Source organism: Pseudomonas sp. HS6-2, assembly GCF_049325675.2.
GTDB classification, from domain to species: domain Bacteria; phylum Pseudomonadota; class Gammaproteobacteria; order Pseudomonadales; family Pseudomonadaceae; genus Aquipseudomonas; species Aquipseudomonas putida_N.
In genome coordinates this window covers 1838809-1852032 of record NZ_CM143906.1, presented here as the reverse complement: position 1 = coordinate 1852032, position 13224 = coordinate 1838809, and the positions used below count along the sequence as shown (strand labels likewise).

Below are 13224 nucleotides of genomic sequence, written 5' to 3'. Positions count from 1 at the left end.
CGGTCAGCCTCGGGCCAGCGCCGCCAGCACCAGTTCGCAGCTGCGCTGGCCATAGGCGGTGAGCACCTCGCGGATGCGCGACAGGTCACGGGCAACCACGGCTTCGAGCAGGCGGGCGAACAGGTCGAGGTAGTCGTCCATGTTGGCCTGGCGCTGATCCAGGGCCAGGTAGTAGGCACGACTCATGGCCGGCTGCAGGTTTTCCACGGTTTCCTGCAGATAAGGGTTGTCGGCGAAGGGGTAAGCAGCGCGCATCACCGCGAAGCTCTCGGCGACGAACACCTTGATGTCCTGATGATCGCGTGCCTGCTGCAGGCGCTGCTGGATGTCCAGAAACGGGCGCAGGTCGGCTTCCAGGCGCCATTTCTGGGCAACGGCGTTGCCCAGCAGGATGTAGAACTCGCCCATCAGAGTGCACAGGCTGCGCACGCTACGCTCGTCCAGTTCGGTGACATGGGCGCCACGTCGCGGCAAGATCGCGACCAGATGGCGACGTTCGAGGATCAATAACGCTTCGCGCACCGAGCCGCGGCTGACGCTGAGGGCCTGGGTGACCTTCTGCTCCTGGATCCGCTCACCGGGCGCAAGCTCGCCGCGAATGATGCGTTCGGCCAGGTAATCGGCAATCTGCTCGGAGAGGCTGTCCGGCGCCTTGAACGTCATGGTTTTCCTTCAAAATCATTGAACTGGGCACAAGGGAGCGATTGTAGCGCACTTGCCCAGCGCACGCGCAGAGGGGCATGGCGCTTTATTTGGCCCGCCAGGCAGCCGGCCACACGGCGCGATCTATGCTTGTGATAGGGGCACTGAATTCGGCTGGGCATCGACATACGCAATTTCCTGACCTTTGAGTCAGAAAAATATTGACCACTGCGACAGGTCTGCTTATTGTCCGCCCAACAACAATAAAACCATTGCGAGGCCATCCCCGTGATCCAGTTTCTCGTCAACCAGGAGTTGCGTAGTGAGCATGCCCTGGACCCGAACATGACGGTGCTGCAGTACCTGCGTGAGCACCTGGGCAAACCCGGCACCAAGGAAGGCTGCGCCAGTGGCGACTGCGGCGCTTGCACCGTGGTGGTCGGCGAGCTTGTCCAGGATGAACAGGGCGAGGACAGCCTGCGCTACCGCAGCCTGAACTCCTGCCTGACCTTCGTTTCCTCCTTGCACGGCAAGCAACTGATCAGCGTCGAAGGCCTCAAGCACAACGGCCAACTGCACAGCGTGCAGCAGGCTATGGCCGATTGCCATGGCTCGCAATGCGGCTTCTGCACCCCCGGTTTCGTCATGTCGCTGTTCGCCCTGCAGAAGAACAGCCAGGGCGCCGACCTGCACCAGGCCCAGGAAGCTCTGGCCGGCAACCTGTGCCGTTGCACCGGTTACCGCCCGATCCTCGACGCCGCCGAGCAAAGCTGCCGCCTGCCCTGCCGCGACCAGTTCGACGCCCAGCAGGGGCAGACCATCGCCCGCCTCAAGGCTATCGCCCCGACCCAGACCGGCGAGCTCAACAGTGGTGACAAGCGCTGCCTGGTGCCACTGACCGTGGCCGACCTGGCCGACCTGTACAGCTCGCACCCTGAAGCCCGCCTGCTGGCCGGTGGCACCGACCTGGCGCTGGAAGTCACCCAGTTCCACAAGACCCTGCCAGTGATGATCTACGTCGGCCACGTCGCCGAACTCAAGCGCATCGACAAGACCGCCAGCCATCTGGAAATCGGCGCCGCCACCCCGCTCACCGACTGCTACGGCGCACTCAACCAGGAATACCCCGACTTCGGCGACCTGCTACACCGCTTCGCCTCGCTGCAGATTCGCAACCAGGGCACCCTCGGCGGCAACATCGGCAACGCCTCGCCGATCGGTGACTCGCCGCCCCTGCTGATTGCCCTGGATGCGCAGGTGGTGCTGCGCCAAGGCGAGCGCCAGCGGGTCATGCCGCTGGAAGACTACTTCATCGACTACCGCATCACGGCCCGCCAGGACAGCGAGTTCATCGAGAAGATCATCGTGCCACGCGCCAGCAACGACTGGGCCTTCCGTGCCTATAAAGTGTCCAAACGCCTGGACGACGATATCTCCGCCGTGTGCGGCGCCTTCAACCTGAGCATCGAAGACGGTGTGGTCAGCGGCGTGCGCATCGCGTTTGGCGGCATGGCGGCCATTCCGAAACGCGCCCGCGCCTGCGAAGCCGCCTTGCGCGGCAAACCGTGGAACCAGGCCAACGTCGAACGCGCCTGCCAGGCCCTGGCCGAAGACTTCACCCCGCTCAGCGACTTCCGCGCCAGCAAGGAATACCGCCTGCTGACCGCGCAGAACCTGCTGCGCAAGTACTTCATCGAACAGCAAACGCCCTACATCGAGACCCGGGTGACCGACTATGTCTAACCATCACGTAGCCAAGAGCCAGGCCGAGATGGCCGAACTGTTCAGCCAGGACCTGACCACCGGGGTCGGCCGCAGCGTCAAGCACGACAGCGCCGACAAGCATGTATCGGGCGAAGCGCTGTACATCGATGACCGCCTGGAATTCCCCAACCAGTTGCATGTCTATGCGCGCACCGCAGACCGTGCCCATGCGCGCATCGTGCGCATTGACACCACGCCCTGTTACGCCTTCGAAGGCGTGCGCATCGCTATCACCCACGAAGACATCCCGGGCCTGAAGGACATCGGCCCGGTGGTCGCTGGCGACCCGTTGCTGGCCATCGACAAGGTCGAGTTCTTCGGCCAGCCGGTGCTCGCCGTGGCGGCCCGCGACCTGGATACCGCGCGGCGTGCGGCCATGGCCGCCATCGTCGAGTACGAAGACCTGGAGCCGGTGCTGGACGTGGTCGATGCCCTGCGCAAGAAGCACTTCGTGCTCGACAGCCACACCCACCAGCGCGGCGATTCGGCCGCCGCCCTGGCCAGCGCCCCGCACCGCCTGCAAGGCACCTTGCACATCGGCGGCCAAGAGCACTTCTACCTGGAAACCCAGATTTCTTCGGTGATGCCCACCGAGGACGGCGGCATGATCGTCTACTGCTCCACGCAAAACCCCACCGAAGTGCAGAAGCTGGTCGCCGAAGTGCTCGACGTGCCGATGAACAAGGTGGTACTGGACATGCGCCGCATGGGCGGCGGCTTCGGCGGCAAGGAAACCCAGGCGGCAAGCCCGGCCTGCCTGTGCGCGGTGGTCGCGCGCCTGACCGGCCAGCCAACCAAGATGCGCCTGCCGCGGGTCGAAGACATGACCATGACCGGCAAGCGCCACCCGTTCTATGTGGAGTACGACGTCGGCTTCGACGACGACGGCCGCCTGCACGGCATCAACCTCGACCTGGCCGGCAACTGCGGCTACTCGCCCGACCTGTCTGGTTCGATTGTCGACCGCGCCATGTTCCACTCCGACAACGCCTATTACCTGGGCGATGCCACCGTGCACGGTCACCGCTGCAAGACCAACACCGCCTCCAACACCGCCTACCGCGGCTTCGGCGGCCCGCAGGGGATGGTCGCCATCGAACAGGTGATGGATCACATCGCCCGCCACCTGGGCCGCGACCCGCTGGCCGTGCGCAAGGCCAACTATTACGGCAAGAGCGAGCGCAACGTCACCCACTACTACCAGACTGTCGAGCACAACATGCTCGAAGAGATGACCGCCGAACTGGAAGCCAGCAGCGACTATGCCGAGCGCCGCGAGTCGATCCGCCGTTTCAACGCCAACAGCCCAGTGCTGAAGAAAGGCCTGGCGCTGACCCCGGTCAAGTTCGGTATCTCGTTCACCGCCACCTTCCTCAACCAGGCCGGTGCGCTGATCCACATCTACACCGACGGCAGCATTCACCTGAACCATGGCGGCACCGAGATGGGCCAGGGCCTGAACACCAAGGTGGCACAGGTGGTGGCGCAGGTGTTCCAGGTCGACTTCAGCCGCATCCAGATCACCGCCACCAACACCGACAAGGTGCCCAATACCTCGCCGACCGCCGCTTCGAGTGGCGCCGACCTGAACGGCAAGGCCGCCCAGAACGCCGCCGAGATCCTCAAGAAGCGCCTCACCGAGTTTGCCGCACGGCACTACCAGGTGACCGAGGAAGACGTCGAGTTCCGCAACGGCCACGTGCGCGTGCGTGACCAGATCGTCAGCTTCGAGCAATTGGTGCAGCAGGCCTACTTCGCCCAGGTGTCGCTGTCGACCACCGGCTTCTACCGCACGCCGAAGATCTACTACGACCGCAGCCAGGCGCGCGGCCGGCCGTTCTACTACTTCGCCTTCGGCGCCGCCTGCGTGGAAGTGATCGTCGACACCCTGACCGGTGAGTACAAGATGCTGCGCGCCGACATCCTGCATGACGTGGGCGACTCGCTGAACCCGGCCATCGACATCGGCCAGGTCGAAGGCGGCTTCATCCAGGGCATGGGCTGGCTGACCACCGAAGAGCTGGTGTGGAACGCCAAGGGCAAGCTGATGACCAACGGCCCGGCCAGCTACAAGATACCGGCGGTGGCCGACATGCCGCTGGACCTGCGGGTGAAGCTGGTGGAAAACCGCAAGAACCCGGAAGACACCGTGTTCCACTCCAAAGCCGTGGGCGAGCCGCCGTTCATGCTTGGCATCGCTGCCTGGTGTGCGCTCAAGGACGCCGTGGCCAGCATTGCCGACTACCGCGTGCAGCCACAGGTGGATGCGCCGGCGACGCCGGAGCGGGTTTTGTGGGGTTGCGAGCAGATGCGCAAGGCGGTGGCCGACGCCCAACCCGCCGAAGCCGAACTCGAAACCGTGACTCACTGACAACGCAGGCCCGTGTGGGAGCGGGTTTACCCGCTCCCACAGCGACCGCGTCGATCTCTAGAGAGGTTGAATCATGCACCAATGGATCAACGCCCTCGCCGACCACCAGTCCCGCGGCGAAGCCTGCGTGCTGGTGACCATCATCGAGGAGCGCGGTTCGACCCCACGCAACGCCGGCTCGAAGATGGTCGTCAGCGCCACCGGCCTGTTCGACACCATCGGCGGCGGCCACCTGGAATACAAGGCCCTGCACATCGCCCGGCAGATGCTCGCGGAGCACCGCAACACCCCGCACCTGGAGCGCTTCAGCCTCGGTGCCAGCCTCGGCCAGTGCTGCGGCGGCGCCACCGTGCTGCTGTTCGAGCCGATGGCTGCGGTGCAGGCGCACATCGCCGTGTTCGGCGCGGGCCATGTCGGCCGTGCTCTGGTACCCTTGCTCGCCGCGCTACCCTGCCGGGTGCGCTGGATCGACTCGCGTGAACAGGAATTCCCCGAACTCATCCCCAACGGGGTGAGCAAGGTCGTCAGTGAAGAACCGGTCGACGAAGTCGCGGATTTGCCGCCAGGCAGCTACTGCATCGTCATGACCCACAATCACCAGCTCGACCTGGAACTGACCGCCGCCATTCTCAAGCGCAACGATTTCACCTGGTTCGGCCTGATCGGCTCGAAGACCAAGCGGGTCAAGTTCGAGCACCGCCTGCGCGAGCGCGGTTACGACGATGCCGTGCTGGCGCGCATGCGCTGCCCGATGGGCCTGCCCGAGGTCAAGGGCAAGCTGCCGATCGAGATTGCCGTGTCCATCGCCGGTGAAATCATTGCCACCTACAACGCCTGCTTCGGCCAGCACGACGCTGCCGCCAACGCCGGCCCTATTGCCCAGTTGCTGCCGCCCTCCCGGCGCAGCCAAGCCATTTGACGAGTGTGTTATGACCGTTACCCGCAAAGCCTACCGTGCCGCCATCCTGCACAGCATCGCCGACCCGGCCGAGGTAGGCCTGGACGCTTCCCATGAGTACTTCGAGGACGGCCTGCTGGTGATCGACGATGGCCGCATCAGCGCCGTCGGCCCTGCCAGCGAGCTGCTGCCGAACCTCGCAGCCGACATCGAGGTGGTGCATTACCAGGACGCGCTGATCACCCCGGGCTTCATCGATACCCACATCCACTTCCCGCAGACCGGCATGATCGGTTCCTACGGCGAACAGCTGCTGGACTGGCTGAATACCTACACCTTCCCTTGCGAGAAGCAGTTCGCCGACAAGGACCACGCCGACAAGGTGGCGAAGATCTTCCTCAAGGAACTGCTGCGCAACGGCACCACCACCGCCCTGGTGTTCGGCAGTGTGCACCCGCAGTCGGTCAATGCCCTGTTCGAAGAAGCTGAGTGCCTGGACCTGCGGATGATTGCCGGCAAGGTGATGATGGACCGCAACGCCCCAGACTACTTGACCGACACCGCCGAGTCCGGTTACACCGAAAGCAAGCAGTTGATCGAGCGCTGGCACGGAAAGGGTCGCCTGCACTATGCCGTGACCCCACGCTTCGCGCCGACCAGCACGCCGGAACAACTGGCCTTGGCCGGTCAGCTGCTGAAGGAATACCCGGGCCTGTACATGCACACCCACCTGTCCGAGAACCTCAAGGAAATCGACTGGGTGAAGGAGCTGTTCCCCGAGCAGAAAGGCTACCTGGACGTCTACGACCACTTCCAGCTGCTCAGCGAGCGCTCGGTGTTCGCCCACGGCGTGCACCTGTGCGACAGCGAATGCCAGCGCCTGGCGGAAACCGGCTCGGCCGTGGCCTTCTGCCCGACCTCCAACCTGTTCCTCGGCAGCGGCCTGTTCAACCTGCCCCAGGCCGAGCGCTTCAAGGTCAACGTAGGCCTCGGTACCGACGTCGGCGCCGGCACCAGCTTCTCGCTGCTCAACACCCTGAACGAGGCGTACAAGGTGATGCAGCTGCAAGGCGCGCGGCTGCACCCGTACAAGTCGCTGTACCTGGCCACCCTCGGTGGCGCGCGTGCACTGCGCCTGGACGACCGTATCGGCAGCCTGCGCCCGGGCAACGATGCAGACTTCGTGGTGCTCGACTACAAAGCCACGCCGCTGCTGGACTACCGCATCCAGCAGTCCAGCAGCATCGAGGAAACCCTGTTCGTGCTAACCACCCTGGGTGACGACCGCACCGTGCGCGAAACTTACGCCGCCGGGCGTTGCGTGCACCAGCGCTAAGGTTCTTTCGCCAGGCCCCGGTACAGCGCGCCGCCGATCGCAGCTCCGATCAGCGGCGCCACCCAGAACAGCCACAGCTGCTGCAATGCCCAGCCGCCGACGAACAGTGCCGGCCCAGTGCTGCGCGCGGGGTTGACCGAGGTATTGGTCACCGGGATCGAGATCAGATGGATCAGGGTCAGGGCCAGGCCGATGGCAATCGGCGCGAAGCCTGCCGGGGCACGCGCGTCGGTGGCGCCCATGATCACCACCAGGAACATCGCGGTCATCACCACTTCACTGACAAAGCCCGCGCCCAGCGTGTAGCCGCCAGGCGAATGGTCGGCGTAGCCGTTGGACGCAAGGCCCGAGGACAGCTCGAAGCCGGCCTTGCCGCTGGCGATGAGATAGATCACGCCAGCGGCCAGGATGGCGCCGATCACCTGGGCGATCACATAGGGCAGCAGCTCTTTGGCCGGGAAGCGCCCACCGACCACCAGCCCGAACGACACGGCGGGGTTGAGATGACAACCGGAGATATGACCGATGGCAAAGGCCATGGTCAGCACGGTGAGACCGAAGGCGAAGGCGACACCCAGCACACCGATGCCGACGGGAGAACTGGCTGCGATTACGGCACTGCCACAACCACCAAGAACCAACCAGAAGGTGCCGACCATCTCGGCCCCCATCCGTGTACCCAGAGACATGGTCATCGACCTTTCCTCAAGTAGTGGAACGCAATGGACGCGCAAGCCCAACTGCTTGATGAAGGTTTGCTCACAAAAATTTAGCAGAGGTTTAGCTATTTTGTAGGATCGCCGCACCGCCGCTCCTACAAAGACCGCAGCCCTGCCGCCCAGGCAAACGATCAACCCTTGGCGGATGCCTTGGGCTTTTTCAGCAGGTGGGAGAACACCGCATGCAGATCGTCCGAGGCGCTTTCCTCGTCCAGGTTCAGCTTGCTGTCGATATGGTCCATGTGGTGCATCATCAGGCTCACCGCCTGTTCGGCATCACGCGCCTCAATCGCATCGATCAGTTGCATGTGCTCGTCGTATGAGCAGTGTGAGCGCGTGCCGGTCTCATACTGGGCAATGATCAGCGAAGTCTGCGACACCAGGCTGCGCTGGAAGCTGACCAGCGGGGCGTTGCCTGCGGCTTCGGCCAACTTGAGGTGGAACTCGCCGGAAAGGCGGATACCGGCGCCACGATCGCCACGGGAGAAGCTGTCGCGCTCCTCGCGGACCATCTGGCGCAGTTCGTTGAGCTGCTCCAGCGTCGCGTGCTGCACGGCCAGTTCGGTAATGGCACGTTCGACCATGCGCCGCGAGAAAAACACCTGACGCGCCTCTTCCACCGTCGGGCTGGCCACCACGGCACCGCGGTTCGGCCGCAGCAGCACCACGCTTTCGTGGGCCAGGCGCGACAGGGCGCGGCGGATGATGGTGCGGCTGACGCCAAAGATCTCGCCCAGCGCTTCCTCGCTCAACTTGGTGCCCGGCGCCAATCGCTGCTCGAGGATCGCCTCGAAGATGTGCGCGTAGACGATGTCGTCCTGGGTACCACTGCGGCCGGCCTTGCCAGTGCGCGCAGGTTTTTTCAGAGGTTGCAGCTGTTCGTTCATGGGCTCTCGAGGCACGAAGAGAAAGTATGGCGCCATTGTACACAGGCTGAGGCGATTCCGCAGGGGGCGTTTTACCTATATAGCCGTTATACGACGCATTGCGCACACAAAAGATAAAACATTATTTGCATTCTTTGTACACAAAAGCATAATCCACCAAGCAACTTCTTGACCCGTAAGTCAACAAACGCGTCAGTCGTCTGCCTTCCCTCGCGGAGCCACCAAGTGCGTTGCTCAGGACCCTGGCTCCAACAACAACAAGAAAGACTTGAGGAGTACTCGCTGTGGAAAGCCGCAAATCCGAAGCCCCTGCGCTGGATCTCGCGCCACCGCTCGAAACGAGTTGGCTGGAACGGATTTTCAAACTCAAGCAACACGGCAGCACTGTCAGAACCGAACTGATCGCCGGTGTGACCACCTTCATCACCATGGCCTACATCATCTTCGTCAACCCCAACATCATGGCCGACGCCGGCATCGACCATGGTGCAGCTTTCGTCGCCACCTGTATCGCCGCCGCGCTGGGCTGCCTGCTGATGGGCCTGTACGCCAACTGGCCGGTGGGCCTGGCGCCAGGCATGGGGTTGAATGCCTTTTTTACCTACACCGTAGTTGGCACCATGGGCTACAACTGGGAAACGGCGCTGGGAGCGGTGTTCGTCTCGGGCGTGCTGTTCATGTTCCTGACCTTGTCACGCGTGCGCGAATGGCTGCTCAACAGCATCCCGGTGAGCCTGCGCCATGCGATGGGGGCCGGCGTCGGATTGTTCCTCGGGCTGATCGGCCTGAAGACCGCCGGCATCATTGTCGACAGCCCGGCCACCCTGATCAAGCTGGGTTCCCTGCATGAGCCGGGGCCGCTGCTGGCGGCGCTGTGCTTCCTGTTGATCGCCATCCTCAGCTACAAGCGCGTGTTCGGCGCGATCCTGATCAGCATCATCGGCGTCACCCTGGCTGGCTGGGGCCTGGGCCTGGTCAAGTTCGGCGGGGTGATGTCGATGCCTCCGAGCCTGGCACCGACCTGGATGGCCATGGACGTGGCCGGCGTGTTCAACGTCAGCATGATCAGCGTGGTGCTGGCGTTCCTGTTCGTGCATATGTTCGACACCGCCGGCACCCTGATGGGTGTGGCGCAGCGTGCCAATCTGGTGGCGCCGGATGGCCGTATCGAGAACCTGTCGCGGGCGTTGAAGGCTGATAGTGCTTCGAGCGTATTTGGCGCCGTGGTCGGTGTACCGCCGGTGACCAGCTATGTGGAAAGTGCTGCGGGTGTGGCCGCTGGTGGCCGCACAGGCCTGACGGCTGTGGTAGTAGGCATTCTGTTCGTTGCCGCGATGTTCTTCGCACCACTGGCCGGAATGATTCCTGCTTACGCGACTGCCGGCGCGCTGATCTATGTGGCGATGCTGATGATGGGCAGCATGGCACACATTCATTGGGATGAAGCGACTGACAGCATTCCGGCGATCGTCACGGTGATCATGATGCCGCTGACCTTCTCGGTTGCCGACGGTATCGCCCTGGGCTTCATCAGCTATGTTGCGTTGAAGGCGGGGACCGGCAAATACAAGGAGATCTCCGCCAGCCTCTGGGTGCTGTGCGCGATCTTCATTGCCAAGTTCGTGTTCCTCTGACCCTCACCGCACCAACCAAGGGCGCTTCGGCGCCCTTTCTTTATTTCTATAGCCTGTACCGGCCCTTTCGCGGGACAAGCCCCCTCCTACAGTGATTGCGTATTCCTGTAGGAGCGGCGGTGCGGCGATCCGACTTGCCCCGCGAAGAGGCCGGCACAGGCATTACAAAAACAGCAGACGAAAAAAAGCCCGCCAGTGTGGGAGCGGGCCAAAGGACCTACGAAGATTCTTCTAGCGACCAACTAGCTTCCGCGATAGGTCGAATAGCTGTACGGCGAGATCAGCAGCGGCACGTGGTAGTGCTCCTGCTTTTCATCGATGCCGAAACGCAGCACGACAACATCCAAAAACGCAGTGTCCGGCAGCTGGACGCCGCGGGCACGGTAGTAGGCGCCAGCGCTGAACTGCAGCTGGTAGACGCCGGTACGGTAATCGTCACCTTGCAGCAGCGGTGCGTCGACGCGGCCATCGCTGTTGGTCAGGGCAGTGTTCACCAGCTCCAGCTGCTGGCCTTCGACGCGGTACAGCTCGACCTTGATCGAGCTGCCTGGGCAGCCATGCGCGGCATCCAGTACGTGTGTGGTCAAACGTCCCATCTGCTTGTCGCCTCTTGTTCAATCTATGGGCAAAAAATACACAGCCAACGCCCCAACTTAGGGCCTGCGATGTGCGGGAATGACGCCATTAAGACATTTCATCACCGGATTGTACACAATTTTTTGATCCCTCCCGTCGCAACCCCGCCAATCAGCCCTTCAGTCGCAAATACAGGCGGCGCACGGACGTCAATGTCATTAACTGACCATTCAGGCAGGTTTCTTGCAACACGTTCTCAAGCGACAAAAGGGAAGAAATGCGGAAAAACAGGCTTACAAAAGATTTCAGAAGTTGTATACAATCAGCCCATCCGGTGGTGCGACATCCCGACGCGGCCCGCCCACCCCGCACCAACACACAAGAAGGAAGACTGCAGTGAGCGCTGACTACCCTCGCGACCTGATCGGTTACGGCAACAACCCTCCTCACCCGCAATGGCCGGGCAACGCTCGCATTGCGCTGTCTTTCGTCCTCAACTACGAAGAAGGCGGCGAACGCAACATCCTGCACGGTGACAAAGAGTCCGAAGCCTTCCTGTCCGAGATGGTAGCCGCCCAGCCCCTGCAGGGTGCGCGCAACATGAGCATGGAATCGCTGTACGAGTACGGCAGCCGCGCCGGCGTGTGGCGCCTGCTCAAGCTGTTCAAGGACAGCGGCGTTCCACTGACTATCTTCGCCGTGGCCATGGCCGCCCAGCGCCACCCCGATGTGATCCGCGCCATGGCCGAAGCCGGCCACGAGATCTGCAGCCACGGCTACCGCTGGATCGACTACCAGAACATGGACGAGGCCCAGGAGCGCGAGCACATGCTCGAAGCCATCCGCATCCTCACCGAACTCACCGGCGAACGCCCAGTGGGCTGGTACACCGGCCGCACCGGCCCGAACACCCGCCGCCTGGTGATGGAGGAAGGTGGCTTCCTCTATGACAGCGACACCTACGACGACGACCTGCCCTACTGGGAGCCGAACAACCCGACCGGCAAGCCGCATCTGGTGATCCCGTACACCCTGGACACAAACGACATGCGCTTCACCCAGGTGCAGGGCTTCAACTGCGGCGAGCAGTTCTTCCAGTACCTGAAAGACGCCTTCGACGTGCTCTACGCCGAAGGTGCCGAAGCCCCGAAGATGCTGTCCATCGGCCTGCACTGCCGCCTGGTCGGCCGCCCGGCACGCCTGGCCGCGCTCAAGCGCTTCGTCGATTACGCCAAGAGCCACGACCGGGTCTGGTTCGCCCGTCGCGTGGACATCGCCCGCCACTGGCACGCCACCCACCCGTACAAGAAAGAGAACGCATGATGACCGCCTTCAAGACCCTCAAGCCATCCGCCCTGGACCGTGACGCCTTCGTCAAGGTATTCGCCGATATCTACGAGCATTCGCCGTGGGTCGCCGAAAAAGCCTACGACCTGGGCCAGCTGGGCGAACTGGACGAGATCGAGGCGCTGCACCAGCGCATGAGCGACATCCTGCTCAGCGCCAACCATGCCGACCAGCTGGCGCTGATCAACGCTCACCCGGACCTGGCCGGCAAGGCCGCCATCCAGGGCGAGCTGACCGAATCGAGCACCAACGAACAGGCCGGCGCCGGCATCCACGAGTGCACCGCCGAAGAGTTCGCCCGCTTTACCGAACTGAACGATGCCTACAAGGCCAAGTTCCAGTTCCCGTTCATCATGGCGGTCAAAGGCAGCAACCGGCACCAGATCCTCGCCGCCTTCGAAAAACGCATCCACAACGATACCGATGCCGAATTCAAGGAAGCCCTGGCACAGATCAACCTGATCGCCCTGTTCCGCCTGCTGCAGCTGTAAGCAACAGCCGAACCCTTATTTTAGAAAAACGAACAATAGAAGAGATAACCGCATGCGCACCCTGATGATCGAGCCCCTGACCAAAGAAGCCTTCGCCGAATTCGGAGACGTGATCGAAACCGATGGCAGCGACCACTTCATGATCAACAACGGCTCGACCATGCGCTTTCACAAGCTCGCCACGGTCGAGACCGCCGAGCCTGAAGACAAGGCGATCATCAGCATCTTCCGCGCCGACGCGCAGGACATGCCGCTGACCGTACGCATGCTGGAGCGCCATCCGCTGGGCAGCCAGGCTTTCATCCCGCTGCTCGGCAACCCCTTTCTGATCGTGGTCGCGCCGGTTGGCGATGCACCTGTATCAGGCTTGGTCCGTGCCTTCCGTAGTAACGGCAGGCAGGGCGTTAATTACCATCGCGGCGTCTGGCACCACCCGGTGCTGACGATCGAAAAGCGGGATGACTTCCTGGTGGTTGATCGCAGTGGTTCTGGCAACAACTGCGATGAGCATTACTTCACCGAGGAACAGATGCTGATCCTCAATCCCCACCAATAAGAA

At 62.8% G+C, this 13224-nt stretch carries 12 protein-coding genes; 8 read left to right on the top strand and 4 right to left on the bottom strand.

Annotated elements, in window-relative coordinates:
- Positions 1–3: 3 nt before the first annotated feature.
- Complete coding sequence (locus ACOKS3_RS08695) at positions 4–663, bottom strand: GntR family transcriptional regulator (protein WP_103446560.1); 660 nt, start codon at positions 661–663, stop codon at positions 4–6.
- A gap of 267 nt (positions 664–930) precedes the next feature.
- Between ACOKS3_RS08695 and xdhA the strand changes: the two genes are divergently transcribed.
- The 4 genes from xdhA to guaD all read left to right on the top strand — a co-directional run bounded on the left by xdhA (position 931) and on the right by guaD (position 7011).
- Positions 931–2385 (top strand): xanthine dehydrogenase small subunit, encoded by a 1455-nt coding sequence (gene xdhA / locus ACOKS3_RS08690; protein ID WP_103446559.1) that lies wholly within the window; start codon positions 931–933, stop codon positions 2383–2385.
- Positions 2378–4777 carry a xanthine dehydrogenase molybdopterin binding subunit gene (gene xdhB, locus ACOKS3_RS08685; RefSeq protein WP_422763251.1) on the top strand — a complete coding sequence of 800 codons (2400 nt, stop codon included), beginning with the start codon at positions 2378–2380 and terminating at the stop codon, positions 4775–4777. The genes xdhA and xdhB overlap by 8 nt, the downstream gene beginning before the upstream one ends.
- A gap of 73 nt (positions 4778–4850) precedes the next feature.
- Positions 4851–5696 carry a xanthine dehydrogenase accessory protein XdhC gene (xdhC, locus tag ACOKS3_RS08680; RefSeq protein ID WP_103446557.1) on the top strand — a complete coding sequence of 282 codons (846 nt, stop codon included), beginning with the start codon at positions 4851–4853 and terminating at the stop codon, positions 5694–5696.
- A 10-nt stretch (positions 5697–5706) separates the two neighbouring features.
- Positions 5707–7011 carry a guanine deaminase gene (gene guaD / locus ACOKS3_RS08675; protein WP_422763250.1) on the top strand — a complete coding sequence of 435 codons (1305 nt, stop codon included), beginning with the start codon at positions 5707–5709 and terminating at the stop codon, positions 7009–7011.
- Here the strand turns inward: guaD and aqpZ are convergent.
- Both aqpZ and ACOKS3_RS08665 read right to left on the bottom strand, forming a co-directional pair.
- Positions 7008–7706 carry an aquaporin Z gene (gene aqpZ / locus ACOKS3_RS08670; RefSeq protein WP_103446555.1) on the bottom strand — a complete coding sequence of 233 codons (699 nt, stop codon included), beginning with the start codon at positions 7704–7706 and terminating at the stop codon, positions 7008–7010. The two genes, guaD and aqpZ, sit on opposite strands and share 4 nt — an antisense overlap.
- Positions 7707–7861: 155 nt before the next feature.
- The gene (locus ACOKS3_RS08665; RefSeq protein WP_103446554.1) at positions 7862–8617 is read right to left on the bottom strand and encodes a GntR family transcriptional regulator; all 756 of its coding nucleotides are present in this window, start codon (positions 8615–8617) and stop codon (positions 7862–7864) included.
- A 284-nt stretch (positions 8618–8901) separates the two neighbouring features.
- Between ACOKS3_RS08665 and ACOKS3_RS08660 the strand changes: the two genes are divergently transcribed.
- Positions 8902–10251, top strand: coding sequence for an NCS2 family permease (locus ACOKS3_RS08660; protein ID WP_103446553.1), 1350 nt, complete (start codon positions 8902–8904; stop codon positions 10249–10251).
- Between the two features lie 242 nt (positions 10252–10493).
- Here the strand turns inward: ACOKS3_RS08660 and uraH are convergent, their stop codons facing one another.
- Positions 10494–10847 (bottom strand): hydroxyisourate hydrolase, encoded by a 354-nt coding sequence (gene uraH / locus ACOKS3_RS08655; RefSeq protein WP_054884130.1) that lies wholly within the window; start codon positions 10845–10847, stop codon positions 10494–10496.
- 376 nt (positions 10848–11223) lie between these two features.
- On the opposite strand from uraH, the gene puuE reads away from it, so the two are divergent.
- From puuE to ACOKS3_RS08640, 3 genes are read left to right on the top strand one after another with little or no spacing between them, the layout of a single operon-like run.
- Positions 11224–12150, top strand: coding sequence for an allantoinase PuuE (gene puuE, locus ACOKS3_RS08650; RefSeq protein WP_422763249.1), 927 nt, complete (start codon positions 11224–11226; stop codon positions 12148–12150).
- A complete protein-coding gene (uraD, locus tag ACOKS3_RS08645; RefSeq protein WP_103446552.1) occupies positions 12150–12665 on the top strand; it encodes a 2-oxo-4-hydroxy-4-carboxy-5-ureidoimidazoline decarboxylase in 516 nt (171 codons plus the stop codon). Before puuE ends, uraD begins: the two co-directional genes overlap by 1 nt.
- Before the next feature lie 52 nt (positions 12666–12717).
- A complete protein-coding gene (locus ACOKS3_RS08640; RefSeq protein ID WP_054884133.1) occupies positions 12718–13221 on the top strand; it encodes an ureidoglycolate lyase in 504 nt (167 codons plus the stop codon).
- Positions 13222–13224: the final 3 nt, after the last annotated feature.